The organism is Sulfuriferula multivorans (assembly GCF_003851125.1).
GTDB classification, from domain to species: Bacteria; Pseudomonadota; Gammaproteobacteria; order Burkholderiales; family Sulfuriferulaceae; genus Sulfuriferula; species Sulfuriferula multivorans.
The window spans coordinates 91,817-117,866 of sequence record NZ_BGOW01000033.1 but is presented as its reverse complement, the minus strand read 5'-3'; the positions used below and the strand labels follow the sequence as shown (position 1 = coordinate 117,866).

The following is a 26,050-nucleotide window of genomic DNA, read 5'->3' as shown; positions in this document are numbered from 1 at the left end:
AGATGTCATGTCGTTGATAGGCATCAGCCATTCGCGTCCACCGCAGTTTATGTAAAAAACTATTTTAACATATCACGTGACGACACTGTCTAGTGAAAAAGCAGAATTCTTTCTAACGCGCGAGAAATCGTCACCGGCAAGTTGGGGGAGTGCTGGTACATGGTCGGTGTACTCGCACGCCATCCATTATGTCGGTGACCAGTCGCTTATTGATTCCGATACTGATGGGGTACACGTCAACAACCTGCAGATTATATTGAACTGCGTGTAGAATTGACCTGCATTTGTGTTGAAGCGTGACCTACCGAAAAGTGAAAATTGCTTCAACCGCACGAAGCTACTTTCTATAGAATAGTCGTGACCAGCACGGCGATTCTCCCCATCTTCTTCGCGCTACTCACCAAGGGGCATGGTCGAAGTAGGATCGGGTAGTTAATAGAATAGAAATGCGGGTAGGAAGATGGGTAATATTTAATTAAATAATTAAAATAACATAATTATCATATTGTTATGCTATTTTAATGGCGGAGAGGGCGGGATTCGAACCCGCGTTAGGATATTATCCTAAACACGCTTTCCAGGCGTGCGACTTAAACCGCTCATCCACCTCTCCGGAATATCATTTTCTGGAAGCAAAATAATGCTTTTCGTGCAACCCCAGAAAGGGCGCAAGAATACCGGAGATGGCGTTTAACAGCAAGGTGTTTATCGTCTGGCAATGCCTCTTCAAAAGAAAAATGGTATGATTGGCGACTGTTAATATTGCTCTGAACAAGGCATTTTGCATGGCGTATGCCGAACTCTCACTTCTGGAACAACTCGCCACCAACAGTTCACCCTACCATGACCCGCTGCAACGGCTAAATTGGGAGACGTTGGACACCAAAGCGTACTGGCTACCGCCCACAGCCATCTCTTTGTTTGGAACGCGCGAATATGACGAGTTAGCGGAAACCACCCGCATTCGTCTGTCGCAATACGAGTTCACCGGCTTTATACAGGCTGGCTTGTGGCTCGAAGCCATTTTCGTGGAACGCCTGTCACGCAATCTCAAACATACCCAGTCTGCACAGGAACTCGCTTACTACCTGCATGAGATACGCGAGGAATCCGGGCATAGCCTGATGTTTCTCAAGTTGATGGAAAAAGGCGGCCTGCGACTTCCCGGAGTATGGCGCAACCGGCCACGCACTGCGGATTTTCTTGGTCGCCATGCACCGATCAATACCACGCTATTCTGGCTGGCCGTAACGATAGGTGAAGAGGTACCAGACAAACTTAACCGCTACATCCGTACGCACGGTAATGACAGCGTAGACCCATTGATTCGGCAGATGTGCACTTTGCATGTAATTGATGAAGCTCGCCACATTGCTCATGCGCGTAATGCGCTTGAGCAAAGCTTGGCGCGTACCTCGGCCTGGCACAAGAAATTGCTGACCCCAGTAGTTAATTTATTGATACGCCAGTTCGTAACAACTTTTTATCTGCCGCAGACCGATGTTTATGAGTTGTCCGGTCTTAATCCCGGCCGCCAGTGGCGTGAGATTGCCCGGCACAATCCGGCGCGCCGCGAGTTCATTCAAGCCTGCCTGAATCCAAGTTTGAACCTGCTACGCGGGCACGGATTTGCGGTAAAGGATCCCGCCCTTTAACCGTCAGCTAGTCCTGTAAAATCTCCATTACCTTATTGAACAAATCCATGCGCGCCTGCTCTGGTGCTTTGTTCAACGCCCCTGTCCATACTGGAAACAAGGTGGCTTCCTCGCGTTGCTCATGCTTGGACAAGTACCCTGCGAGAATGGCCAGCAAAGGCCCTACACTCGCACTACTCGCATCCGTTTCTTCAAAGCCGGCTTCTATCATGACCGACTGATTCAGGATTTCGTTGTGTTCCTGCACCATCGCGGCGCTGGGATCAAAACCCTGGGAATTGGGCGGCGTGCGGATGGCCCGCGCCAGCAGATCATGCTCCACTCGCAGATGCTTGCGCAGACCCTCGGTAAAAGCGCGCATTAACCCATGTGCCATCTCCAGTTGACCGTTATCGGTGAGATGGATGACCTGAGAGAACATCGCATCCAGCCGTTTGTGGTCACGCTTGAGCATATCCAGCACGTCCACTGGCGGCACATCCTCGGCACGATGAATCACTGCACGCCAATGCTGACCTGGCTCTTCGCTCACTTCCCAGCGCAGGTTGTTGCGCAACTGCAAATTGAGGCTGTGCAGGATAATGGCCGGATCTTCAGCAAACAGGAAGGTGACGGTCTCGCCGCGCGCCATATCCTTGATTTCATAAAATACGGAAGTTTGCAGCTGGCTGGATGCATGCCCGGTCAAGTCACAGAAATGATTATCGGCTGTCATCGCAGTCAAAATCCGAACATGTGATCCAGACAAAACGCCTGCTCGCCGTGCAATGTGCCGTGATATCCGAACAGGCGGCAGGTCACGTCGCGAATGATGATGTAGGCGCCTTGCCCGGCCTGCCGACGATGATCCGCATCAAACATTTCCGAATAGCGCCAGTGCAGCGATCCGCTGCATGGGATGGCGATTTTTTGTTGGGCAATTTCCTCACCCAGTCCATTGAACAAACTAAGCGTGGTATCGGAATGCGCATGCCAGGGTGTGGAAGCCGGATAAATCAGATGACACATGGTGTCCAGCGGTGCATCGCCCAGCCGCAGGAACAGCCGCGTACTCAGGCCCGGGGGTGCGCTGGCGTAGGATTGCGGTTCGTTCTTGTAGGTAAGCACGGTGTTGAATACATGCGCGCCGAAGCTGGACTCGGCGATGTGGCCGCTACTGTTATGGGTGTAGCGGAACAGGCTGTGCAGCCAGCCATCGGCGCTGCCGCCGTGACTGAAATCATAAACCAGTTCGATGTGGCCGGAGCCGCTGGGCAGATTGGCGCCCTGCTCCATCAACAATGCATTGATATCAAGTTCCACACTCTCGTTACGCTGCAGACAACCGAAATCGTGGCGTGCGGTTTCCACCCCGGAAGCGTCATACACAATTGCGGCGATCGGCAGATCACGCTGCGCGGTGGACATCGGTGTGGGTTGTACAACGCTACGCCATAACGCCGTCGGCAAAATCGGAGCGGGCAGGATGTACCCTTTACCCATATACGTCGCCATGGCGGGAATACCAGGATCGACGGCGAGATCGTTGCGCTCGACATTGACGTGTGCGATGCGACTGCGCCCGTTTTTCACGTGTACCTCGTAGCGTGGCCGCACGAAATGGCGTCCTGCCTGTACTTCCAGTTGCTGCGGCCAGCGCGCTTCGGGAAATAGCGCAGCCACATCGAGTGCATAGCAGGCAAACGCCGGTATCATCTGATCCACATAACGAATGTCGTCAGACCCCATCAGATTGAGCCCCACTGCGCCCGCCGGTATAGGCACCGGGTGACTGTTTTGTATCCACATGACCACGCGCTCATTGCCGCGCGGCGCGGGTAGCCCGGCAAACAAATCGGATGGCCACGCATTGGCGTCATGGGTGCAGGACAGCACGGTTTCATCGTCACCAAAGGTATCCAGTGCATACTTGACCACATCGTGGCGCGCCACACCCAACACGTGCATGAACAGCGATCCGGTGAATTCGCCGAGATTGAAGCGGCGGCGCACCTCCCGGCTGTCCACGATCAGGCTGGCGCCGGGCGCTGGGATTTCCTCCAGCCATTCGGCCAACACCCCGCCGTTGCTGTCGAACAGGCGCAACCACACAGTGGGCGGCTTGGCAGCACCCAGCCCGGACCAGTAATCACAGGTCACAATGCGTGTGTGCTGACCTGCCGCGTCGCGCAAAAAGCCGAAGTTGGTGGCAAAGTTGAGCGGGTCGAGATAGCGCCGACGGTTGGTAAGCATGGTATCGGGCAGGCGCATGTCATCCAGGCTCATGACCGTCATGCCGGGGGGCAACAGATGGCGGATATGGTCCACCAGACGAGATGCGTCGAATGCGGTGACCAGCAACACCCGTGCGTCGCTTTGCGGCAGCCCGGTAACGGGCTGTACGCGCATGCCCAGCAAGGTTTTGCCGATGTCCTCCAGGCGCTGCACAAACACCGCCCGAATATCCAGCTCGGCCAGCGCATAAAATTCACAGAAACTCTCCGCCATCCCCAATGGGTCATACACGGCAACGCTGCCCATAACCCGCAACTTGTCGAGTAAAGCAGCCGCAAGCGGTGCGCTAAGCGGGTGGCCCAATGCCTTGAAAAAGCTGTTGCCGCCTTTGGCATTGCTGAAGGTTTCAATTTTTAACGCCATCTAGTTCAACCCCATACTTTGCTTGATTAAGCTGGCTACCCGGCTGGTTTCATCCAGTGGCGGGTAATGCCAGTCGGCTAACTCACCGGTAAAGGGTCGCGTGTAGCCACGCACCTGCAATTCTCGATGAAATTGTTCAAATTTGTTATTGGCGCCAGTCAATCCCTCGATAAATACTGGCTTGCCGGTAAAACATGCTTCTGACGCCATGTTGACCGAATCCGCTGTTACCACAAGGTAATCGGCCAGCGCCAGATAACCCAGGTAGGGATTATCGCCTGTGCCATCCCATATCACCGAAGCGACATTCGACAAGCGTTGCCGCAGTACGTCCACCACCTCCGGCGCGGTACGCCGGGATGGCGTAACCACAATGCCGGCCCCATGGGCGGTCGCAGCGTGTATGAGCTTGTCCGCAAGTGCATTGGCGAGTGTTGTATCAATGCGCACACTGCGATTGGTGCCTCCCACCAGCACGCCCAGCAATGGCCTTGGCAGATGTGCCAATTGCGTGGCAAATTGTTCTGCTGCCCGGTGCAAACGTTCCGCCGTTACGCTATTCACTGCCCCCAGCGTTTCGATCACATTGGCGCCGTTGCAGCGATCGTGCAAGGGTGCGACGACCCAATCGAAATGGCGCAATGCAACCTGGGGATTCTGGATGCGGATATTCACGGTTCGCCCGGCACTGGCGCGTTTAATGGCGATGGAAAGCGCGACCGTCAGGCGGCCGGTCCCTACGACCACATCCGGCCAGGGTGGCGCGAGGGGATCGCTGCCCGCGCCCAGAAACTGCAGCGGTCTAATCCATAGTTGCGGCGGCAGATACTTCCACGGCGCGGTCGGCACCACCGTTTTTTTTATCACTTCCAGCCCCAACGCATGGGCGAGGCCGAATGACTGGTTGTCCATCCCGATAATGCCGGTGGAGAGCACCCAGCAGACTTTATTTGCCATGCGTATCAATAACCGGCGGAAGCCTTGCCACCAAACAGGTTTTTGAAGAATGCCGAAATGCCATGCCGTTTTTGCTCACGCCGTTTGACCTTCTCATTGACCACCCAATTCAATTGAATTGCCCGACGCGGTCCCACAAAAGGCTTGTGTCCATGCCAGGAATGATCACTGCGCCGGAAAGCCAGCAACGTGCCAATACTTGGATCTACTTCGGCGACATAGTCCTCAAGGTCCGTGCCTGAACGCAACAGACGCAATCGCCCACCTGATTCATGCCAGTCCTCGTTGAAATAAATCAGCATGGTAATGATTTTGGTGCGGCTGTCAGTGTGGATGCGGCCATCCGTTTCATCGGTATGCCCCCGCACGGTGATGATGGTCGGGCGGCCAGTCAAATCCAGGCCAAACTTTTGTTCAACTGCTCGGCGGAAAGTATCACCTTCCAGTTCGGCCAACAACTCACGGAATGCGCCTCCGAATTGCAATGTGTCTGAGGGAAAACTGCCCGGCTTGGAAATGTTGGGGAAATCACGTGAAATAGCTGCGATCATTTCCTGGCGCAAAAAACCCGGCAAGATCAGGTATTCAAATGGTGTTTTCTCTAGCGCTGTCGCATTGAATTTGTCCAGATCCAGCATGGAGAGCGCCGCGTGTACTGGAGCTGTCTGCGAATTTCCTTGCACCGATAGCGTGTTCATTTCAGACACTCTTTATCAATAAATTGCTGCAAGTCTAGCGGCTTTCCGCAGTGGCATAAAGCCATCTATCTCCCTGTCCTGGTTTAATCGACAAAAAAATATTTACCGGCTATTGAATTTTTCCAATTCACCCGCATTTGTGCTGGAGTCAAACACGGAGCAGAACAACATGCAGCAGGAAAATCAGACTCAGTCAGAACAAAACCCCACTGAAACCAAAAGCGAACGCGCTTCAGAAACCATGCCCAGCCTGGAAGAACTTCTCAAACAATCCGAGTTGCTGGCACAAGAACATCATGACGCCTGGTTGCGTGCCAAAGCCGAAGCCGACAATATTCGCAAACGAGCTCAACACGATGTTGCCAATGCACACAAATATGCCATTGATGGCTTTGCTACCGAGTTGCTGGCTGTGAAAGACAGTCTGGAAGCCGCTCTCTCCAGCGATGCTCCGAGCATCGAAAATTTGAAAAGCGGTGTTGAACTCACGCTTAAGCAACTGAATGCCGCATTCGACAAATACAACCTCACCGAAATCCATCCGCTTGGCGAAAAATTTGACCCGCACAAACATCAGGCCATCAGCATGGTGGAAGCCGATTCCGAGTCTAATACCGTCGTTACCGTGCTCCAAAAAGGCTACCAGTTGCATGATCGTATCGTGCGGCCGGCTCTGGTTACCGTATCAAAAACAAAAAATAGCTGAATCGCGCTTGAAATTGGCGCTGGCCACCCTATTTAATACAACAACATTAACGTCTTAACGAAGGAATTGAATCATGGGAAAAATTATTGGCATTGACTTGGGCACCACCAACTCTTGTGTGTCCGTTATGGAAAACGGCACGCCCAAGGTCATCGAAAACGCCGAAGGTGCACGCACCACGCCGTCTATCGTAGCCTACGCTGAAGATGGGGAAATCCTGGTAGGCGCTGCCGCCAAACGTCAGGCTGTGACCAACCCGAAAAACACCCTGTATGCGGTCAAGCGCCTGATTGGACGCCGCTTCGAAGAAAAAGAAGTGCAAAAAGACATCAACCTGATGCCTTATTCCATCGTCAAAGCCGACAACGGCGACGCCTGGGTGGAAGTGCGCGGCAAGAAAATGTCAGCGCCTGAAGTCTCCGCACAAGTTCTTCTGAAAATGAAAAAAACCGCCGAAGACTATCTCGGCGAGCCCGTCACCGAAGCGGTCATTACGGTGCCGGCCTACTTCAACGACAGCCAGCGCCAGGCGACCAAGGATGCCGGCCGCATTGCCGGCCTGGATGTGAAACGCATCATCAATGAACCCACTGCCGCCGCACTGGCCTTTGGTTTGGACAAAAAAGAAGGCGACCGCAAAATCGCAGTGTATGACCTGGGCGGCGGTACTTTCGACATTTCCATCATCGATATCGCCGAGATCGATGGCGAGCACCAGTTCGAAGTGATGTCCACCAACGGCGATACTTTCCTCGGTGGCGAAGATTTCGACCAGCGCGTGATCGACTACCTGGCTGACGAGTTCAAAAAAGAACAGGGCATTGACTTGCGCAATGACATGCTTGCGCTGCAACGCCTGAAAGAAGCTGCCGAGAAAGCCAAAATCGAGTTGTCTTCCGCACAGCAGACCGAGGTAAACCTGCCCTATATCACCGCCGATGCATCCGGGCCCAAGCACCTTGCGGTAAAGATTACCCGCGCCAAATTCGAGAGCCTGGTGGAAGAGCTGATCCAGCGCACCATGGCGCCCTGCAAAATGGCTATCAAGGATGCCGGTGTCAGCGTATCCGACATCGGTGACGTAATCCTGGTAGGCGGCATGACCCGCATGCCGAAAGTGCAGGAAATGGTGAAAGAGTTTTTCGGCAAGGAGCCACGCCGCGACGTGAACCCGGACGAAGCCGTGGCGGTAGGCGCTGCCATTCAGGGCGGCGTACTGCAAGGCGAAGTGAAGGACGTGCTGTTGCTCGACGTCACCCCACTGTCGCTGGGCATTGAAACCATGGGCGGCGTCATGACCAAGCTGATCCAGAAAAACACCACCGTACCTACCAAGGCCAGCCAGGTGTTTTCGACCGCCGATGACAACCAGAATGCGGTGACCATCCACGTACTGCAGGGTGAGCGGGAAATCGCTTCCGGCAACAAGAGCCTGGGGCAATTTAATCTGTCGGATATCCCCCCTGCCCCGCGTGGCATGCCGCAGATTGAGGTCACCTTTGACATCGACGCCAACGGTATCCTGCATGTTTCGGCCAAGGACAAGGCGACCGGCAAGGAAAACAAGATCAAGATCCAGGCCAGCTCCGGCTTGTCCGAAGCTGAAATTCAGAAAATGGTGAAGGATGCCGAAGCTCATGCCGAAGAGGATCATAAGACGCGCGAATTGATCGACACCCGCAATCAGTGCGACAACCTGATTCATTCAGTGAAAAAATCGCTGGGTGAATTTGGCGATAAGGTCAGCGCCGACGAAAAGGCCAAAATTGAGGCTGCCATTGCCGAAGCCGAAGAAGCACTCAAAGGCAACGACAAGGCAACCATAGAAGGCAAAACCAAGGCGCTGGGTGAAGTCTCCCATAAGCTGGCCGAACAGATGTATGCCAAGGAACAAACTGAGGCGGGTGCCGCCGCTTCAGGTCCACAGGCTGCTAGCGCCAAGACGGATGATGACGTGGTGGATGCCGAGTTTGAAGAAGTCAAAGACAACAAATAATTCTTAACCCCGGCACAGAGGGCACAGAGATCACAGTTTATCTGTGAAGCACTCTGTGCCCTTTGTGTGTATCTGTGGCTGAAAACATATGTCAAAACGCGATTATTACGAAGTGCTGGGTGTCAATCGCGACGCCAGTGAAGAAGAAATTAAAAAAGCCTACCGCAAGCTGGCAATGAAACACCATCCGGATCGCAATCCGGATAATCCCAAAGCTGAAGAGCATTTCAAGGAAGCAAAGGCAGCCTATGAAATTCTGAGCGACGGGCAAAAACGCACTGCCTACGATCAATATGGGCATGCCGGGGTCGAGCAAGGCGCTGGGATGGGGGGTGGCTTTGGTGGCGCCGGAGCGGGTTTTGCCGATGCCTTTGGCGACATCTTCGGGGATATTTTCGGTGGTGGTCGGGCCCGATCAAATGTCTATCGTGGCGCAGACTTGCAATACAATCTTGAGATATCGCTTGAAGATGCGGCGCGCGGTACGGAGACTAAAATTCGCATCCCCACTCAGGAAGAATGCGAAACCTGTCACGGCACGGGCGCCAAGCCGGGTACGCAACCCACGACTTGCGCAAGTTGTGGCGGTCATGGCCAGGTACGCATGCAGCAGGGCTTCTTTTCCATCCAGCAAACCTGCCCGAAATGCCATGGTAGCGGCAAAATCATTGCCACTCCTTGTGTTGACTGCCATGGCGTGGGACGCGTCAAACATCACAAAACGCTCTCGGTACGTATCCCATCTGGCGTAGACGAAGGCGATCGCATCCGTCTGTCAGGTGAAGGTGAGGCCGGAGTCAATGGTGGGCCGACCGGGGATTTGTATGTCGTTATCCACCTCAAGCCACATTCCGTATTCCAGCGTGATCACAACGATCTGCATTGCGAGATGCCAATCAGTTTCAGCACCGCAGCACTGGGTGGCGAGATCGAAATCCCCACTCTGGATGGACATGCCAAAATCAAAATTCCGGCGGAAACTCAAACCGGCAAGGTATTCCGTCTGCGCGGCAAAGGTATCCAGGGGGTGCGCACCCATGCACCAGGTGATTTGCTCTGCCACGTGCAGATCGAAACTCCGGTGAGCCTGACCGAACGACAAAAAGAATTGTTACGCGAGCTGGAAGCCTTGAATCTGGAAGACGGTGCGCGTCACAACCCCAAAGCCAAATCGTTCATGGATAAAGTCAAAGAGTTTTTCGGCTGATTACCACAGCGCTTTGGATCGAACTATGCGCGCAGCCGCTTGAGCTGACCGAGTCCATAGTGGATATAGACCAGTCCGGTATATACCGGGGATAGCAGATTGATCACCGGCACGAAGTGCAACAAGGCCAGCAGCATGCCTAACAGATAGAGTTGCGCAGCGGATTGCTCCAGAATCAGCTGGAACTCTTCATGACTCGCATGCTCTGCCAGCGCATCGTAGCGAAACAGGCGCTGATTCAGATAGGCTGTCAGGAGCAGAGAGAACAGCGCGCCCAGTCCTGCCAGCAACCAGAATGGCAGGGAGAGCAGCCACAAGCCGCAAAATACGCCTATCGCAATCAGGGCATTCCATATGCTTCCGGCAAATGTTCCTCCGTGACGCCGCTCCAACTCAGGATAATCGCGACTGGCAACATGACGCACCATCATAGGCATGACCATTACGGCTGCAATAAACAGCGCTGTGGTCAGGGCCAGGGGCATGACCAGCAGCACCAGCAGTACCACCGTCATGCCATTGGCCAGCCAGACAAAATCGTGTTGGCTGAGAAACTCCTGCGCCGGCTGCAACCAGTGGCCAAGCAAGCTGATCCAGTTATCCCAGAAAAACCACGCCAATACCCCCCACAGCACCAATGACAGCACCATGGGCCACAGAACGATAGCCAGCATTTTTGGATGCAGCAGGCTGCGAGCCGCGTCTATAAATGCTCGCGCGAGGTCGCTGATCACGCCGCAGCCTTGAACAAACGGAAAAAATTGCGGCTGGTCATTTCACCCACTTCTTCAACCGAAATTTCCCGCAGCCGGGCAATTTCTTCGGCAACATGGCGCACAAAAGCGGGCTCATTGGTCTCGCCTCGATGCGGCACGGGCGCCAGATAGGGCGAATCCGTTTCGATCAGCATCTGTTCCAGAGGAATGGTCTGCGCCACCTGTTTTAATGCCAGCGCATTCTTGAATGTAACGATCCCGGAAAATGAAATGTAAAACCCCATCGCGATCGCCTGTTGTGCAACCTCCAGACTCTCGGTAAAGCAATGCATCACCCCGCCGATTTCTGCTGCCCCCTCCTCCGCCATAATGCGCAAGGTGTCCTCCGCTGCCGCACGAGTGTGAATAATCAGAGGCTTGCAAGCCTGCTTTGCTGCACGAATATGGGTGCGAAAACGTTCGCGCTGCCATTCCAGATCCCCAGTAAGCCGAAAATAATCCAGTCCTGTTTCTCCAATCGCGACAATTCTTGGATGCGCCGCCAACTCGACCAGACCTTCCACACTGGGCTCTTCGATACCTTCATGATCAGGATGCACGCCCACTGAGGCGTACACATTGGGCTGGCTTTCAGCCATCGCCAATACCTGCGGAAAATCCTCCAGATTCACGCTGACACACAGCGCATGAGTGACTGCAGCCTCCTTCATGCGCGCAAGTATGGCTGTCTGCTGTTCAGCCAAACCGGGGAAATTAATATGGCAATGCGAGTCAACAAACATGAACTGGGTCCAAAAAAAGCAGGCTGCACGCAGCAGCCTAATGGGATATGTGGGTAAACAGATTTACATGGTATGGGTCTGGCGCGCCGATTTGAGTGATCCGCCCAGCAAGCCTTCCACTTTGTTACGCGCAGCGACGCCACTCTCATTCTTGTCGAATTGCACCCCAATTCCTTGCGTCTTGCCGCCATGAGCACCCGATGGCGTAATCCACACCACTTTTCCTGCGACCGGGATTTTATTGGGGTCTTCCATCAGCGTCAGCAGCATGAATACTTCATCGCCCAATTTGTATTGTTTGGTGGTTGGAATAAATATTCCTCCTCCCTTGAGAAAAGGCATATAAGCAGCGAATAGTGCGGTTTTTTCCTTGATACTCAGAGACAGCACCCCGGGACGGGCGATAGCTGTTTTATCCGCTGCATTGCTCATGGCTTTGCTCCATTCATTCAAATAGCCCCGCATATTCCAGCAGCAAATCCTCCAGCACCATCTGCGCTGCCAGTGGATGCTGGACGCTGGCACGCGCCGCTTGCAGGCGGCGTTGAAAATCCAGTAATCTGGATAAGTTAGCACGCCCCGCCATACCTCGCAATTCCTGCTCATAATCGAGCTGATAATACAAGCGTCCTGCCAGACGCAGGCTGGCCAGGTCATGCACCCACAACTGCAACCAGTGCACCATATCTGGCAGCGGTTGTTTGGAGTGATGCTCGGCAATACGCAAGGTATCTGCAGCATTCATTTTAAGCAGCCCGGTCAGGAATCCGCACCTTCGTTCCTGATAATCCGCGTCCGCCAGTTCGCTGGCCAATAAGGGTGCTCCCCCGGCCTGCGCCAGGCAGACATCGGCTTCACGTATGCCTTGCTGAGCCAACCAGGACTGCGCCGCAGCAGGATTAGGCAGAGCAAAACGAATCTGGTGGCAGCGACTCAGTATGGTTGGCAACAGCCGGCTTGACTGATGGCTGACCAGAATCAGCAGGATATTCGGCGGCGGCTCTTCCAGTGTCTTCAACAGCGCATTGGCCGCCGCCGCATTCATGGCTTCTGCCGGATGGATCAGCGCGACACGCAAACCGCCACGATGCGAGCTCAATTGAGCAAATTGCGTCAATTCACGCACCTGCGCCACGCTGATATGCTGCCCCGCAGCCGGGCCTTTACGGTCGGCCAGCTCTGTATGCAGCTCGCTTTCCTCAAGCGCAGCAGGCTGCAGCTTCATAAAATCCGGGTGACTGTTCTGGCGCAGCCAATGGCAGGATGGACAGACGCCGCACGCTTCATGCCCATCTGCATGCGGGTTCTCGCACAATACAAGCTGTACTAGCTGTTCTGCCAGCGCCAATTTTCCGATGCCTGCGCGCCCATGGAACAGCAATGCATGCGGAAGCTGTTTACGCAACAGCAACAAGCGTTGCCAGACCGCATCATTCCATGTGTGCGCGCTCATGATTTAAATAGCTGCAATGATAGGGTCCAGCGTAGCGCGAATTTCATCCAGACTGCGGTCAGTCCTGATTATCCGGAATCGCGCTGGATATTGTTCTGCACGATGTAAATACATGGCCCGTACGCGCTCAAAAAAATCCTGCTGCTCTTGCTCGAATCTATCCAGACTGGCATTTGCCGCCAGTCGCTGGGCCGCTACCGAGACTTCCACATCAAACAGGAGCGTCAAATCCGGCTGCAATCCTGCCTGCACCCAGTCCTCCAGAATTCGCAATCTGGATTCAGCTATGCCGCGTCCACCGCATTGATAGGCAAAGCTGGCATCGGTAAATCGATCCGAGACGACATAAGCCCCCCGCGCCAACGCAGGCAGTATCACTCGATCCAGATGTTCCCGGCGTGCTGCAAACATCAATAAGGCTTCGGTTTCGACATGCATGGGCTCGGCCAGCAATATTTCGCGCAGCTTTTCACCCAGCGGCGTCCCGCCTGGCTCGCGCGTAACCACCACTTCAACACCCCGTGCACGCAGCTTGTCCGCCAGCCACGACAGATGGCTGGTCTTGCCTGCGCCGTCAATTCCTTCCAACGTGATGAATGGCATACTCAGTTTCCGCTTTTTTGATAGCGCATCACAGCGCGATTGTGCTCTTCGAGATTGTCTGAAAAAACATGGCTGCCGTTGCCCTTGGCAACAAAATATAAAGCCTGGCTGGAGGCCGGATTCAGTGCGGCATGGATCGAATCGAGACCCGGCATGGCTATCGGCGTAGGGGGCAAACCTGCGCGGGTATAGGTGTTATAAGGCGTATCAGCCAGCAGGTCGCGCTTGTGCAAGTTGCCATCAAAAGCGTCGCCGAGGCCATAGATCACACTGGGGTCGGTTTGCAAGCGCATCCCGTTGCGCAAGCGGTTGATAAACACGGCAGCAATTAGGGGACGCTCGCTGGCCATACCGGTTTCTTTCTCAATAATGGATGCCATTGTCAGAGCCTGATAGGGATTTTCATAAGGCAACCCAGGCTGGCGCGTCGCCCATTCCTTGGCGAGATGCATCTGCATGGTTTCATAGGCACGACGCAGGATGGAAATGTCACTGTTGCCGGGGTCAATGTAATACTTGGCAGGAAAAAACAGACCCTCGGCGTGTGTTTCGGGGATGTTCAACGCAGTGAGTATCTGTGCCTCGCTCATGTTGGTGGTGTCATGGCGCAGAGCCGGATGGGCATCCAGCGCTTCGCGCATTTGCTGGAAAGTCCAACCCTCGATAAACACAATTTCGCGCAAACTGACTTCGCCCTGGGTGAGTTTTCTGAGCAATTCTACCGGCGTGGTGGCGCGTCCGAGTGTGTAATGTCCAGCCTTGATTCGCGCAGCATCGCCTAGCACTCTTGCCAGCAATCTGAATTGCCAGGCACTGTCAATCACGCCCTGCTGACGCAGCTGCTCCGCCACTGCAGTCATGCTGCTACCAGGCTTAAGCGTAAATTCGACTGGCAATGATTTCAGCGGTAAAGGAGTGCGTGCATACCAGAACAGATAGCCACCCATCCCCAGCAATGCGACCAGCAATAAAACCATCAAACGTTTAATCAAAGTCTTGTTCCAGTAGAGTACGTATCATCCGAACATAGGAATGCGGTTGCCAATGCCGATTCGCAAGTGTACGAATTTGCCAGACGCCGATCACGCTATTACATAACATCACAGCGTCTGCTGAGTACAAATCCTTAAGTTCAAATTCACCTATTTCGGTTTTCAGGTCCAGCCTGGATCCCGCAGCAAGAATGCGCTCGCGAGTCACGCCACAAATGCCGCAGGCTGACAGGTCCGGAGTAAGCAATGTATTGCCGCGCACCATGAACAAATTACTCATCGTGCCACCGATTACTTTATTCGCTGCATCCAGCAGAATACCTTCGGCAATTTGGGTGTCATTCCATTCCCTGCGTGCCAGCACATTTTCCAGCCGGTTAAGATGCTTAATTCCAGCTAGCGCGGGTTGCCGCGCAAGGCGCAAATCGCAGACACGGGCAACAATCCCATGTTCGACATGGTCGCGGGGATAAATTGGCATCGGGCTGCTGATCGCAATTGTACGTGACTCAATCAAATCGGCAGCAACTGCGTAACCACGCACCCCGCTACCTCGGGTAACAATAATCTTGACCACGCAATCCCGCGTATCCGCGGCGATACAAGCCAAATCCGCTTCCAGTGCTGCCAGCGCTGGCACAGGCAAATCCAGTCGTCCACAATCTGCAACAATTTTCGCATATTGGCGCGCCCATGCCACAGCCCTGCCATCGCGCAACAGCAGTGTACGGAATATGCCGTCGCCATAAGCCAGCCCGCGATCCAGTGCATCCAGCATGCCGGTTTCCACGCCATTCACCAGAATCATCCGGCTAATCCCAGTGCCCGCAGCAAGCCCTTGGCCTTGGCGCGCGTTTCGTTGAGTTCGGCTATCGGATCAGAATCCGCCACGATACCGGCACCCGCCGAGAAGCCGATATGCTCACCTGTCACCATGATGGTACGAATCAGGATATTCAAATCCATGTCTCCATCCCGGTTCAGATAACCCATACTGCCGGTATAGGCATAGCGCGGCGTGGCTTCGAGTTCGCGGATGATTTGCATGGTGCGTACTTTAGGACATCCGGTGATAGTGCCACCCGGAAACAGGGCACGAATGACCTGTACCGGCGTGATCCCGGCGCGCAGCCTGCCTACAACCGTCGATTCGATATGGTGAACATAAGTGTAGCTGGTCACCGCCATCAGTTCGGCTACCTGCACGCTGCCCGGCACACATACTCGGCCCAGGTCATTGCGCTCAAGATCTACCAGCATTACATGTTCAGCCCGCTCTTTGGGGTGAGCGACCAGCTCAGCGCGGGTTTGTGCGTCCTGCTGGTGGTCACTGTGGCGCGGATGAGTGCCTGCGATGGGTCTGGTGTGCGCCATGCCTGCTTGCACCTGTACCAGACGTTCGGGTGAGGAACTGACAATGGTATGTTCTGGAGTAAGGTGCGCCAGTCCGGAAAATGGCGCCGGGTTGCTGCGACGCAGTGCCTGATACAGGGACACCGCGGGTGCTTTGCCTTGTACACGGCCATGCCAGCGGCGTGACAAATTGACCTGGAACACATCCCCGGCACGGATGTACTGCTGGATATGCCTTACCCCTTCAAGGAAATCCTGTTCAGGAGCTTCCTGCAGATCGAGAAGCGTGACGGGAATGTCGCTGACAGGTGGCAACCCAGCCAGATCGTCCTTCAAAGTATCCAGAAATCTCGCATAATCAGCCTCGGCAAACAGCCAGGTTTCACCGCTGCGGCGATTCACCATCACAGCGGCAGGCATCCGGATGATCGCAGCAAGAGGAAAATCGGTATCGGCTGAGCGGGGAGGTACCGTGGGCTCCAATCCCTCCAATAGTTCATAACCCAGATAGAGAAACCAGCCGCCACGGAACGGCAAGTGCCCAATGGCCGGATCCGACACACAGCATGCAGCTTGCCATGCAGCATCCAGTTGACCCAGACACTGTTGAGCTTCACCGTTCTTGAATAACAGAGTTTGTTGCGGAAAAGCCAGCAGGATATCCCAGCCGTCACCAGACGCCGTTTCCAGCAGCACCGGATAGCGCTGTGGGTCGGCCTGATGAAGACTTAACAAATCGGCGCTGCCGGGAAGTAAAAGAACAGGCACAAGGATAAGCGCTGCAGCCCAGCGCCTGGGTTAGACTTTACGAAACACCAGCGTGCCGTTGGTACCGCCAAAACCAAACGAGTTCGACAACGCCACGTCAATTTTCATCTGCCGGGCTGTATTCGGCACATAGTCCAGGTCACAGGCTTCGTCCTGATCAAAAATATTGATCGTAGGTGGTGCGACCTGTTCATGTATGCTCAGCGCAGAAAATACAGCCTCTACGCCGCCCGCTGCACCCAGCAAATGCCCGGTCATGGATTTGGTTGAACTGATGGCTGCTTTGTAAGCATGATCGCCCAGGGCGCGCTTTACAGCCATGGTTTCGGCCAAGTCACCCAGCGGCGTGGACGTGCCGTGAGCATTGATATAATCCACTTGGTCGGCATTCAGACCTGCGTTTTTCAGTGCATTACGCATGCAACGTGCTGCGCCCTCGCCATTTTCTACCGGGGCAGTCATATGGTAGGCATCGCCACTCATGCCGAAACCGGCGACTTCTGCATAGATTTTTGCGCCGCGCGCCTTGGCGTGTTCGTATTCCTCCAGCACCAGAATACCTGCACCCTCCCCCATGACGAAGCCGTCACGCCCCTTGTCCCAAGGGCGACTTGAGGTGGCCGGATCATCATTCCGCGTGGACAAGGCACGCGCGGCTGCGAATCCTCCCATGCCCAGGGGGCTGATCGCCGATTCCGCCCCGCCCGCGACCATCACATCCGCATCGCCATACTCGATCATGCGGGCGGAATCACCGATACAATGGGTAGCCGTGCTACAGGCGGTGACCATTGCCAGATTCGGGCCCTTGAATCCATACAGAATGGACAGGTTGCCTGCGATCATATTGATAATCGAAGCCGGTATAAAAAACGGTGAAATCTTGCGGGGGCCGCCTGCTAGATAGATATTGTGCGTTTCCTCGATCAGGGGCAAACCGCCAATCCCGGAACCGATATTAACGCCAATACGCTCGGCGTTTTCCGCTGTAACTTCCAACCCGGCATCTTTGACCGCTTCGATTGCAGCAACCATGCCATATTGGATGAAGACATCCATGCGGCGAGCATCTTTGGGATTAAGATATTGCCCCACATCGAAATTCTTGACGTCCCCGGCAATTTGGCAAGCAAACAGCGTGGGGTCGAAACGGGTGATACGGGTAATGCCTGATTTACCCGCCAGGATATTACCCCAGGATTCCTGGAGGCCTATGCCGACCGGGGACACAATCCCCAGACCGGTAATCACTACTCTACGCTTGGACAATAACGACTCCGCGAGACTCTGGTAAATTATTTGGCGAGATGGCTATTGATGTAATCAATGGCCAATTTGACGGTGGTGATTTTTTCAGCTTCTTCGTCAGGAATTTCACACTCGAATTCTTCTTCAAGCGCCATGACCAATTCAACTGTATCCAGCGAATCTGCACCCAAATCATCGACAAAGGAAGATTCGGTTTTAACATCCGCTTCATTTACGCCCAGTTGTTCTGCGACGATTTTCTTGACACGCTGTTCGATATTGTCCATCTAGATACTCCCAAGTATTAAACAAAAAGCGCTGGCATTCTAACAAACTTGCCAGCATTACCCAAATTGGAACGGTACCGCACAGGCCATCGGGCCATTGCTGAAACCGCTCACTCCATGTACATACCGCCATTCACATGCAGGTTGGCACCCGTTATGTATCCTGCCGCTCCGGAAGCCAAGAAACCCACTGCATGCGCAATATCCGCCACCTGCCCCAAACGTCCGAGGGGAATATGCGTCAGCAACGCATCGCGCTGTGCTTCCGGCAGGGCACGCGTCATATCCGTATCGATAAAGCCGGGGGATACGCAGTTAACCGTGATGTTACGACTACCCACTTCACGCGCCAAGGATTTGGAAAATCCGACCAACCCTGCCTTGGTTGCCGAATAGTTGGTTTGTCCTGCATTACCCATGGCGCCAACTACCGAGGCAATATTGATGATACGACCATAACGGGCTTTCATCATGGCACGAAGTACCGCCCGCGACAGCCTGAATACCGACCCGAGGTTGGTTGCAATCACATCATCCCATTCCTCATCTTTCATCCGCATAAGCAGATTATCGCGGGTGATGCCTGCATTATTGACCAGAATGGCAATTTCACCGAAGCGTTGCTGAATCTGTTCCAACGCTGAATTGATGCTCTCGGCATCGGTCACTTGCAACACCACCCCCGCACCTTGCAGTGCGGACTGCTGCAAGTAATCGCTGATCGCCTGGGCTCCCGTTTCGCTGGTCGCTGTGCCGACAACAATCGTCCCTTGTTTACCCAACTCCAGTGCGATGGCTTTACCTATACCCCGGCTTGCGCCAGTAACTAATGCAATTTTTCCCTGAGCCATGGTTTCTCCTATCCAGCCAATACGGATTTGATCTCGTTGATCGCATCCACGCTGGTCAGCGCGTAAACCTGAATACTATTGTCAATGCGTTTATTGAGACCGGCCAGTACTTTTCCCGGTCCGCACTCAACGCTATGAGTTACGCCCTGAGCGGCCATAGCGCATATGGTTTCTACCCAACGTACCGGATTATAAAGCTGGCGAGCCAATGCGCTACGAATCTGGGCCGGATCACTATAAGCCATTACATCTGCGTTGTGCAGGACAGATATGCGTGGAGAGTGGATAGTCACGGATTCAAGGTACGCAGCAAGTTGCACTGCAGCCGGGCGCATCAACGCGCAGTGCGAAGGTACCGAAACCGGCAGCAACAAGGCACGCTTGGCGCCTTTTTCCTTCGCCAGAGCCATGCCTCGCTCAACAGCGGCCTTATTGCCGGCAATGACCACTTGCCCAGGCGAATTGAAGTTAACCGGTTCCAGCACCTCAGCTTGTGCCGCTTCCGTGCACACGTCTCGCACTACATCGTCGTCCAGTCCGAGGATGGCTGCCATGGCCCCCACGCCTTCTGCAACCGCGCTCTGCATGGCTTCAGCTCGTAACCGCACCAGCGACAGAGCATCCGCGAACGACAACGCGCCCGCCGCCACCAATGCGGAATACTCGCCCAGGCTATGCCCGGCCATGACTTCCGGCGACAACCCACCTTGATCAAGCCAGGCACGATAAGTAGCTACCCCGGCAGCAAGCATCACCGGTTGGGTATTCACAGTCATACCCAACTGCTCGGCGGTACCGGAGTTGACCATTTTCCAGATATCCACACCCAATATATCCGCAGCTTCTGCAAATGTTTCGCGCACGATAGGCAGGCTGTCAAAGCCTTGCATCATACCTACCGACTGGGATCCCTGACCAGGAAAAACAAATGATAATTTCATCTATAAATCAAATAACTGAAATGATTAGCTAAGACCATTTAACAAGAACAGAACCCCAGGTGAAACCGCCACCAAAAGCTTCCATCAGGACAATTTCACCCGCCTGGATGCGTCCGTCGCGTACCGCCGTATCCAGTGCCAGCGGGATGGAGGCCGCAGAAGTATTACCGTGGCGATCCACCGTCACCACAACATTGTCCATACTCATACCGAGCTTTTTGGCAGTGGCCTGGATAATACGAATATTGGCCTGGTGCGGCACCAGCCAATTGATGTCGGATTTTTGCAAATTATTGGCAGCCAATGTTTCATCCACAATCGCGTCAAGGGTATTGACCGCCATTTTGAAAACCGCATTGCCTTGCATCTGCATAGTGGGCTTGGCATCTGCATATCCTGCCGAGACACCACCATTCACGTGCAGCAGATCCTTGTAACGGCCATCGGCATGCAAGTGGCTGGAGATAATGCCGGGAGTCTCGCTGGCCTCAAGAATGACTGCACCTGCACCATCCCCCCACAATATGCAGTTTCCGCGGTCGTTCCAGTCAGTGATCCGCGACAGCGTCTCGGCGCCAATGACCAAGGCACGTCGCGCCTGACCTGCACGGATAAAATTGTCGGCGATGGACAAGGCATAAACGAAGCCGCTGCAAACGGCTTGCACATCAAACGCCGCGCTTCCGTTGCTCATACCCAGTTTGTTTTGCACCAGGCAGGCCGTACTTGGAAATACCAGATCCGGTGTGGTGGTCGCGACGATCACCAGATCAATTTCCGCCACATCAATCTCTGCTGCCATGATTGCCTGACGCGCTGCCGCGACAGCCAGATCACTGGTCGTTTCATGCTCGGCGGCAAGATGGCGCTCGCGAATACCGGTGCGTTCCACAATCCATTGATCTGAAGTATCAACCATTTTCTCCAGATCGGCATTGGTGAGGATACGCTCCGGCAGATAGCTCCCCGTACCGGAGATTCTGGAATACATTTAAGCGACTTCCTTGTGCAGCGTGGCCATTTGTTGAGTGATACGGTTTAACACGCCGCTGCGCACTTCGCGTACTGCCTGTTCTATCGCATGCTCGAAAGCAAATCGGTCTGCACTACCGTGGCTTTTGATCACGATGCCACGCAAACCAAGCAGGGTAGCGCCATTGTAGCGACGTGGATCAACCCGCCTTTTAAAAGCATTCAGCACCGGCAAGGCGATAAATCCGGCCATACGCGTAAACATGTTGCGCTTGAATTCTTCCCGCAACATGGTTGCGATCATTTTTGCCAGCCCCTCAGAGCTTTTAAGGGCGATATTTCCGACAAATCCATCGCAGACCACGACATCCGTTGTGCCTTTGAAAATATCGTTTCCTTCCACATTACCGTAAAAATTCAAACCACTACTACGCAATAAATCTGCCGCCTGCTTGACGATTTCGTTACCCTTGATTTCTTCCTCGCCCACATTGAGCAGCCCCACACTGGGTGCTTCATTCTGCTCAAGCGCTGACACCAGCATGGCACCCATAATGCCGAACTGCAGCAAATGTTCGGCACTGCAATCCACGTTTGCTCCCATATCCAGCACGTAAGTATGGCCTTTAACAGTGGGCATTTCGGCGGCTATTGCAGGACGTTCAATACCGGGCAGCATTTTCAGAACAAAGCGCGCGGTGGCCATTAGGGCGCCGGTATTTCCGGCTGACACGCAGGCGTTCGCCTCGCCGCTCTTGACCAGGTCAATCGCGACGCGCATGGAAGAGTCTTTTTTGTTGCGCATGGCGAGAGCCGGTGACTCGTCCATGGCGACGACTTCAGTGGCGGGGTGGATACGCAGCCGTGAGCTTGTTTTACCGCGCCGCATACGCAATTCGGCCTCGACAACATCCTGCAGGCCTACCAGAACAATATTCAGTTCCGGATCACGCGCAAGGCACTTCAATGCGGCGGGGATGGTGACATGCGGGCCATGGTCACCTCCCATGGCATCGATGGCCACGGTAACATCTCTCATGATTCGGGGATTGCGTCCAAACGTTGCAACATTGAATGTGCTGATATTGACATCAACAGGAAAGCCAACTCACACGTCGTGACGCAAATAAATTGCACAGAGTGGATTCTGCGAAGACTTATTCGTCCTTGCTACGCACCACTTTACGCCCACGATAAAAACCGTTAGGGCTGATGTGATGACGCAAATGGACTTCGCCAGTAGTCGGTTCAATCGCCAGAGGCGGATTGGTCAGGAAGTCGTGCGAGCGATGCATGCCGCGCTTGGACGGGGATTTTTTATTCTGCTGAACTGCCATTTTAGTACTCCAATCAAGATTTCAATTTTTGATGCTGCTTCAAAGTTGCCAGCATAGCAAAAGGGTTAGGCTTACACGCCTGCGGTACGATTTGATCTGTCGGGCACGCTTCGGTGGAATGCACTGGAACTGCCGGAAGCGTCAATAAAATCTCGTCCTCCAACCACGCAAACCAGTCAAATTGGCCATCTGCAAGCACCGCCTCTTCCAAGCCTTCGGCCTGACGATCCCACAAATCCAGTTCTGCCACATTTCGCGCTATATATACATGACTACTGGCTGCCAGATGCCAACCAAAACCCTGCATGCAACGCTGGCATTGCAACTGGAGCTTGCCGCTTGCTTCCAGTCTCATGAACGCCCGTCCCGACACGATTAAACCCGTTTCGATTCGATAATGAATTTCGCCAGTACTGTCCGCCAGAGATTCGCATAGACGTGTAAAATCACGCACCGCAACGACGCCTTCCATCACTCCAGAGCCCCGCGCAAACGCAAGACAGTCAATGTGCGTCTGTTCCGACATAAGGCGCGCATGATATAATTTTCGTCTTGTGTTGTCAAAATAAGGCTTCGCCGCGTGATCAAGAAAATCCTCATAGCCAATCGAGGCGAAATCGCCGTTCGTATCGTACGAGCATGCTCGGAATTGAATATTACTTCCGTGGCTATCTATACAGATGCAGACCGCCATGCGCTCCATGTCAAAAAAGCCGACAAGGCCTACAACATCGGTTCTGACCCGGTACAGGGTTATCTAAATGCGCACAATATCGTCAATCTTGCTGTGGCGAGTGGTTGCGATGCGCTTCATCCTGGCTATGGTTTCCTATCTGAAAATCCGATAATTGCCGAAATCTGCGCACGCCGCGGGATCAAGTTCATCGGCCCAAAGGCAGAAGTTATTCGCATGATGGGCGACAAGATAGAAGCGCGCAAAGCCATGATCAAGGCAGGCATCCCCGTCATACCCGGCAGCGATCACAATCTGGAAAATGTGGAGGAAGCCCGCACCTTAGCCAAAAGCATTGGCTACCCCGTGATGCTCAAGGCAACCAATGGCGGCGGCGGCCGAGGCATTCGCCGCTGCGATTCAGAAGCCGAGTTGTTGAAAAATTATGATCGCGTAGTGTCCGAAGCCGGCAAAGCTTTCGGGAAACCCGAAATATTTCTGGAAAAATGCGTGGTGAACCCCAAGCACATTGAAGTCCAGATCATGGCAGATACGCACGGCAATACCATTCACCTGTTCGAACGCGACTGCTCAATTCAGCGCCGCAACCAGAAACTCATCGAGATCGCGCCTTCACCCCAACTCACCGAAGCGCAACGTCAATATATTGGCAAGCTCGCGGTGCGGGCTGCCCGGGCTGTGGGATACACCAATGCCGGCACAGTCGAGTTTTTGCTGGATTCGGACAACCAGTTCTACTTCATGGAAATGAATACCCGACTGCAGGTTGAACACACGATTACCGAGGCCATTACTGGTGTGGATATCGTACAAGAACAAATCCGCATCGCTGCCGGACACCCGCTCCAGTACAAGCAGGAAGACGTGCATTACCGCGGTTTTGCTATGGAGTTCCGGATCAATGCGGAAGATCCTAAAAATGCTTTTCTGCCCAGCTTTGGCCGCATCACCCGTTATTACGCACCGGGTGGCCCGGGGGTGCGTACTGACGCCGCCATGTATAGCGGCTATGTCATTCCCCCATACTATGATTCCATGTGCGCTAAACTCACCGTATGGAATTTGAACTGGGAAAGCGTAATGGAGCGAGGCCGCCGCGCCCTCACTGACATGGTGGTATACGGGGTAAAAACCACCATTCCGTATTATCTGGAAATCCTGAAAAATCCGGATTTCCGCAGCGGCCGTTTTAACACCTCGTTCGTGGATACACACCCTGAACTGATAAACTATGCGGTACGTCAGCCACCCGAGATGATCGCGGCAGCTATCTCGGCTGCCATCGCTGCCCATAACGGATTGTAATTCGTTCAACCAACAGACTGCACTGAACAATGCCAAAAGTATTCATTTCCGATCTCGTCCTGCGCGACGGCCCCCAATCCCTCATTGCCACCCGCATGCGCACCGAGCACATGCTGCCCATTTGCGCCAAACTCGACAGCGTGGGCTTCTGGTCGCTGGAAGCCTGGGGCGGCGCCACTTTTGACACCTGCGTGCGTTTCCTCAGAGAAGACCCTTGGGAGCGGCTCAAAAAACTGCGCAAGGCGTTGCCCAATACACCCATACAAATGCTGCTGCGCGGGCAGAATCTGCTCGGTTACCGGCACTATGCCGACGATGTGGTGCGCGCCTTTGTGCAGAAGTCTGCAGACAACGGGGTGGACGTATTCCGCATATTCGATGCGATGAATGACCTGCGCAACATGCGCGTTTCGGTTGAGGCCGTGAAAAAGGCGGGAAAACAGGCCGAAGGTGCAATTTCCTACACCACCAGTCCGGTGCACAATATCCCGCACTTTGTCGAACTGGCCAGAGGTCTTGCCGAACTCGGCTGTGACACGATTGCGATCAAGGACATGGCGGGTTTATTGACACCTACCGTCGCCTTCGAACTGGTCAAGGCCGTGCGTGAAGCGACCCACCTGCCGGTTCATACCCACAGCCATGCCACGTCTGGCCTGGCCAGCATGGCGCATTTGAAAGCCGTCGAAGCCGGCGCAACCATCATTGATACCTGCATCTCCGCTTTCTCGGAGGGCGCCAGCCACCCCACCACCGAAAGCATGGTTGCGGCACTGGCCGGCACTGAATACGACACAGGCCTCAACCTCGCCTTGCTGGAAGAGATCGCTGCTTATTTCCGCGAAGTTCGCAAACTGTACTGGCAGTTTGAAAGTACTTTTACCGGCGTAGATCCGCGTGTGCTGATCAGCCAGGTGCCGGGTGGAATGATTTCCAACCTGTCCAACCAGCTCAAGGAACAAGGCTCACTGAATCGCATGGATGAGGTACTCCTGGAGATCCCGCGTGTACGCGAAGATCTGGGGTACCCTCCGTTGGTTACGCCGACTTCCCAGATCGTTGGCAGCCAGGCTGTTATCAATGTGCTCACTGGTGGACGCTACAAAACCATCACCAACGAAGTAAAATCTTACCTGCAAGGTCGATATGGACAGGCGCCAGGCAAAGTCAACGAGCAGGTACGCAGTCTTGCCATCGGCAATCAGGAAGTCATTACCTGTCGTCCTGCTGACCTGATCCCGGACGAAATGGAAAAACTGCGTGGCGAAATCGAGGATTTGTCGAGAACCGAAGAAGACGCACTCACCTATGCCATGTTTCCCGATCTTGGGCGCACGTTCCTGCAGGAACGCAACGCGGGTACCCTGGCGGCTGAAGCACTACTTCCTGTTGAGGCCAAAAACGCCGCATCCACCACGCGCTCTGCAGCAGACGAATTCCGCATTACTCTGCACGGCGAAACCTATCATATCCGGCTTACTGGCACCGGCCACGCCGGGCAGGCAGAGCGCCCATATTATGTATCTGTAGACGGCGTGACCGAGGAAGTTCTGGTTGAGGCCTTGAACGAAATCGAAGTCACTTCCAGCGGCAGCAGTCACTCACCCAAATCCGACTCAGGAACCAACAAAAAAGCATCGAGCGGGGGACGTCCGCGTCCCAGCCACGTTGGCCATGTCACAACTGCAATGCCCGGCAACATCGTGGATGTAATGGTTTCCACGGGTCAGAAGGTCAAGGCAGGCGACCCGGTACTGGTGATTGAGGCCATGAAAATGGAAAATGAAATTCAGGCTTCGATTTCAGGCACCGTAATAGCCCTGTACGTGACCAAGGGAGATACTGTCACCCCTGATCAAGCGCTTCTGGAAATCCAGCCGGAATAAGTTACT

Annotated in this window: 26 protein-coding genes and 1 tRNA gene; 6 read left to right on the top strand and 21 right to left on the bottom strand. The window is 54.1% G+C overall.

The window, feature by feature from the left end:
- Positions 1–522: 522 nt before the first annotated feature.
- A tRNA-Ser gene (locus EI185_RS14560) sits at positions 523–613 on the bottom strand.
- Between the two features lie 172 nt (positions 614–785).
- Here EI185_RS14560 and EI185_RS14555 point away from each other — a divergent pair.
- The gene (locus EI185_RS14555; protein WP_124705876.1) at positions 786–1,655 is read left to right on the top strand and encodes a diiron oxygenase; all 870 of its coding nucleotides are present in this window, start codon (positions 786–788) and stop codon (positions 1,653–1,655) included.
- 7 nt (positions 1,656–1,662) lie between these two features.
- On the opposite strand, the gene EI185_RS14550 is transcribed toward EI185_RS14555, so the two are convergent.
- The 4 genes from EI185_RS14550 to EI185_RS14535 are packed head-to-tail and all read right to left on the bottom strand — an operon-like array spanning position 1,663 to position 5,947.
- Positions 1,663–2,370 (bottom strand): hemerythrin domain-containing protein, encoded by a 708-nt coding sequence (locus EI185_RS14550; protein WP_124705875.1) that lies wholly within the window; start codon positions 2,368–2,370, stop codon positions 1,663–1,665.
- A 5-nt stretch (positions 2,371–2,375) separates the two neighbouring features.
- Entirely contained in the window at positions 2,376–4,292 is a 1,917-nt protein-coding gene (locus EI185_RS14545; protein ID WP_124705874.1) for a hypothetical protein, read from the bottom strand.
- Complete coding sequence (locus EI185_RS14540; protein ID WP_124705873.1) at positions 4,293–5,249, bottom strand: mitochondrial fission ELM1 family protein; 957 nt, start codon at positions 5,247–5,249, stop codon at positions 4,293–4,295.
- A gap of 5 nt (positions 5,250–5,254) precedes the next feature.
- Complete coding sequence (locus EI185_RS14535) at positions 5,255–5,947, bottom strand: 2OG-Fe(II) oxygenase family protein (RefSeq protein ID WP_124705872.1); 693 nt, start codon at positions 5,945–5,947, stop codon at positions 5,255–5,257.
- Between the two features lie 139 nt (positions 5,948–6,086).
- On the opposite strand from EI185_RS14535, the gene grpE reads away from it, so the two are divergent.
- From grpE to dnaJ, 3 genes are all read left to right on the top strand, one after another.
- Positions 6,087–6,653, top strand: coding sequence for a nucleotide exchange factor GrpE (gene grpE, locus EI185_RS14530; protein WP_223247864.1), 567 nt, complete (start codon positions 6,087–6,089; stop codon positions 6,651–6,653).
- Between the two features lie 73 nt (positions 6,654–6,726).
- Positions 6,727–8,649 carry a molecular chaperone DnaK gene (gene dnaK, locus EI185_RS14525; protein WP_124705870.1) on the top strand — a complete coding sequence of 641 codons (1,923 nt, stop codon included), beginning with the start codon at positions 6,727–6,729 and terminating at the stop codon, positions 8,647–8,649.
- 88 nt (positions 8,650–8,737) lie between these two features.
- Entirely contained in the window at positions 8,738–9,856 is a 1,119-nt protein-coding gene (dnaJ, locus tag EI185_RS14520; RefSeq protein ID WP_124705869.1) for a molecular chaperone DnaJ, read from the top strand.
- Between the two features lie 23 nt (positions 9,857–9,879).
- Here the strand turns inward: dnaJ and EI185_RS14515 are convergent, their stop codons facing one another.
- From EI185_RS14515 to EI185_RS14440, 16 genes are all read right to left on the bottom strand, one after another.
- Positions 9,880–10,590, bottom strand: coding sequence for an EI24 domain-containing protein (locus tag EI185_RS14515; RefSeq protein WP_223247863.1), 711 nt, complete (start codon positions 10,588–10,590; stop codon positions 9,880–9,882).
- On the bottom strand, positions 10,587–11,354 hold the full coding sequence (locus tag EI185_RS14510) for a TatD family hydrolase (protein WP_124705868.1): 768 nt from the start codon (positions 11,352–11,354) through the stop codon (positions 10,587–10,589). Before EI185_RS14510 ends, EI185_RS14515 begins: the two co-directional genes overlap by 4 nt.
- A gap of 63 nt (positions 11,355–11,417) precedes the next feature.
- Positions 11,418–11,786, bottom strand: a complete 369-nt coding sequence (locus EI185_RS14505; RefSeq protein ID WP_124705867.1) for a PilZ domain-containing protein — start codon at positions 11,784–11,786, stop codon at positions 11,418–11,420.
- A 13-nt stretch (positions 11,787–11,799) separates the two neighbouring features.
- Positions 11,800–12,807 (bottom strand): DNA polymerase III subunit delta', encoded by a 1,008-nt coding sequence (gene holB, locus EI185_RS14500; protein ID WP_124705866.1) that lies wholly within the window; start codon positions 12,805–12,807, stop codon positions 11,800–11,802.
- A 3-nt stretch (positions 12,808–12,810) separates the two neighbouring features.
- Positions 12,811–13,410: a dTMP kinase gene (gene tmk, locus EI185_RS14495; protein ID WP_223247862.1), complete on the bottom strand. Its 600-nt coding sequence runs from the start codon at positions 13,408–13,410 to the stop codon at positions 12,811–12,813.
- A 2-nt stretch (positions 13,411–13,412) separates the two neighbouring features.
- Positions 13,413–14,402, bottom strand: coding sequence for an endolytic transglycosylase MltG (gene mltG / locus EI185_RS14490; RefSeq protein ID WP_223247861.1), 990 nt, complete (start codon positions 14,400–14,402; stop codon positions 13,413–13,415).
- Positions 14,395–15,210 carry an aminodeoxychorismate lyase gene (pabC, locus tag EI185_RS14485; RefSeq protein WP_124705864.1) on the bottom strand — a complete coding sequence of 272 codons (816 nt, stop codon included), beginning with the start codon at positions 15,208–15,210 and terminating at the stop codon, positions 14,395–14,397. Before pabC ends, mltG begins: the two co-directional genes overlap by 8 nt.
- Positions 15,207–16,523: an aminodeoxychorismate synthase component I gene (locus tag EI185_RS14480; RefSeq protein ID WP_124705863.1), complete on the bottom strand. Its 1,317-nt coding sequence runs from the start codon at positions 16,521–16,523 to the stop codon at positions 15,207–15,209. Before EI185_RS14480 ends, pabC begins: the two co-directional genes overlap by 4 nt.
- A 30-nt stretch (positions 16,524–16,553) precedes the next feature.
- Positions 16,554–17,792, bottom strand: coding sequence for a beta-ketoacyl-ACP synthase II (fabF, locus tag EI185_RS14475; protein ID WP_124705862.1), 1,239 nt, complete (start codon positions 17,790–17,792; stop codon positions 16,554–16,556).
- A 26-nt stretch (positions 17,793–17,818) separates the two neighbouring features.
- Entirely contained in the window at positions 17,819–18,058 is a 240-nt protein-coding gene (gene acpP / locus EI185_RS14470; protein WP_124705861.1) for an acyl carrier protein, read from the bottom strand.
- A gap of 110 nt (positions 18,059–18,168) precedes the next feature.
- The gene (gene fabG, locus EI185_RS14465) at positions 18,169–18,909 is read right to left on the bottom strand and encodes a 3-oxoacyl-ACP reductase FabG (protein ID WP_124705860.1); all 741 of its coding nucleotides are present in this window, start codon (positions 18,907–18,909) and stop codon (positions 18,169–18,171) included.
- Positions 18,910–18,917: 8 nt separating this feature from the next.
- Positions 18,918–19,850, bottom strand: coding sequence for an ACP S-malonyltransferase (fabD, locus tag EI185_RS14460; protein WP_124705859.1), 933 nt, complete (start codon positions 19,848–19,850; stop codon positions 18,918–18,920).
- Positions 19,851–19,878: 28 nt separating this feature from the next.
- Positions 19,879–20,841, bottom strand: coding sequence for a beta-ketoacyl-ACP synthase III (locus EI185_RS14455; RefSeq protein ID WP_124705858.1), 963 nt, complete (start codon positions 20,839–20,841; stop codon positions 19,879–19,881).
- A complete protein-coding gene (plsX, locus tag EI185_RS14450; protein WP_124705857.1) occupies positions 20,842–21,861 on the bottom strand; it encodes a phosphate acyltransferase PlsX in 1,020 nt (339 codons plus the stop codon).
- Positions 21,862–21,979: 118 nt separating this feature from the next.
- Complete coding sequence (gene rpmF, locus EI185_RS14445) at positions 21,980–22,159, bottom strand: 50S ribosomal protein L32 (protein WP_124705856.1); 180 nt, start codon at positions 22,157–22,159, stop codon at positions 21,980–21,982.
- Positions 22,160–22,172: 13 nt separating this feature from the next.
- Positions 22,173–22,853, bottom strand: coding sequence for a YceD family protein (locus tag EI185_RS14440; RefSeq protein ID WP_124705855.1), 681 nt, complete (start codon positions 22,851–22,853; stop codon positions 22,173–22,175).
- Here EI185_RS14440 and EI185_RS14435 point away from each other — a divergent pair.
- Positions 22,740–24,158, top strand: coding sequence for an acetyl-CoA carboxylase biotin carboxylase subunit (locus tag EI185_RS14435; RefSeq protein ID WP_124705854.1), 1,419 nt, complete (start codon positions 22,740–22,742; stop codon positions 24,156–24,158). The two genes, EI185_RS14440 and EI185_RS14435, sit on opposite strands and share 114 nt — an antisense overlap.
- Positions 24,159–24,187: 29 nt before the next feature.
- Positions 24,188–26,044, top strand: a complete 1,857-nt coding sequence (oadA, locus tag EI185_RS14430; protein WP_124705853.1) for a sodium-extruding oxaloacetate decarboxylase subunit alpha — start codon at positions 24,188–24,190, stop codon at positions 26,042–26,044.
- Positions 26,045–26,050 lie beyond the last annotated feature (6 nt).

What these genes read in the sequence shown, in the direction of transcription:
- EI185_RS14540 (WP_124705873.1), bottom strand. Translation starts at nt 5,249, where the DNA reads ATGGCAAATAAAGTCTGCTGGGTGCTCTCCACCGGCATTATCGGGATG.
- holB (WP_124705866.1), bottom strand. Translation starts at nt 12,807, where the DNA reads ATGAGCGCGCACACATGGAATGATGCGGTCTGGCAACGCTTGTTGCTG.
- EI185_RS14510 (WP_124705868.1), bottom strand. Translation starts at nt 11,354, where the DNA reads ATGTTTGTTGACTCGCATTGCCATATTAATTTCCCCGGTTTGGCTGAA.
- pabC (WP_124705864.1), bottom strand. Translation starts at nt 15,210, where the DNA reads ATGATTCTGGTGAATGGCGTGGAAACCGGCATGCTGGATGCACTGGAT.
- rpmF (WP_124705856.1), bottom strand. Translation starts at nt 22,159, where the DNA reads ATGGCAGTTCAGCAGAATAAAAAATCCCCGTCCAAGCGCGGCATGCAT.
- oadA (WP_124705853.1), top strand. Translation starts at nt 24,188, where the DNA reads ATGCCAAAAGTATTCATTTCCGATCTCGTCCTGCGCGACGGCCCCCAA.
- plsX (WP_124705857.1), bottom strand. Translation starts at nt 21,861, where the DNA reads ATGAGAGATGTTACCGTGGCCATCGATGCCATGGGAGGTGACCATGGC.
- EI185_RS14535 (WP_124705872.1), bottom strand. Translation starts at nt 5,947, where the DNA reads ATGAACACGCTATCGGTGCAAGGAAATTCGCAGACAGCTCCAGTACAC.
- EI185_RS14555 (WP_124705876.1), top strand. Translation starts at nt 786, where the DNA reads ATGGCGTATGCCGAACTCTCACTTCTGGAACAACTCGCCACCAACAGT.
- dnaK (WP_124705870.1), top strand. Translation starts at nt 6,727, where the DNA reads ATGGGAAAAATTATTGGCATTGACTTGGGCACCACCAACTCTTGTGTG.
- tmk (WP_223247862.1), bottom strand. Translation starts at nt 13,410, where the DNA reads ATGCCATTCATCACGTTGGAAGGAATTGACGGCGCAGGCAAGACCAGC.
- EI185_RS14545 (WP_124705874.1), bottom strand. Translation starts at nt 4,292, where the DNA reads ATGGCGTTAAAAATTGAAACCTTCAGCAATGCCAAAGGCGGCAACAGC.
- acpP (WP_124705861.1), bottom strand. Translation starts at nt 18,058, where the DNA reads ATGGACAATATCGAACAGCGTGTCAAGAAAATCGTCGCAGAACAACTG.
- EI185_RS14455 (WP_124705858.1), bottom strand. Translation starts at nt 20,841, where the DNA reads ATGTATTCCAGAATCTCCGGTACGGGGAGCTATCTGCCGGAGCGTATC.
- EI185_RS14505 (WP_124705867.1), bottom strand. Translation starts at nt 11,786, where the DNA reads ATGAGCAATGCAGCGGATAAAACAGCTATCGCCCGTCCCGGGGTGCTG.
- EI185_RS14550 (WP_124705875.1), bottom strand. Translation starts at nt 2,370, where the DNA reads ATGACAGCCGATAATCATTTCTGTGACTTGACCGGGCATGCATCCAGC.
- dnaJ (WP_124705869.1), top strand. Translation starts at nt 8,738, where the DNA reads ATGTCAAAACGCGATTATTACGAAGTGCTGGGTGTCAATCGCGACGCC.
- fabG (WP_124705860.1), bottom strand. Translation starts at nt 18,909, where the DNA reads ATGGCTCAGGGAAAAATTGCATTAGTTACTGGCGCAAGCCGGGGTATA.
- fabD (WP_124705859.1), bottom strand. Translation starts at nt 19,850, where the DNA reads ATGAAATTATCATTTGTTTTTCCTGGTCAGGGATCCCAGTCGGTAGGT.
- EI185_RS14440 (WP_124705855.1), bottom strand. Translation starts at nt 22,853, where the DNA reads ATGGCGGTCTGCATCTGTATAGATAGCCACGGAAGTAATATTCAATTC.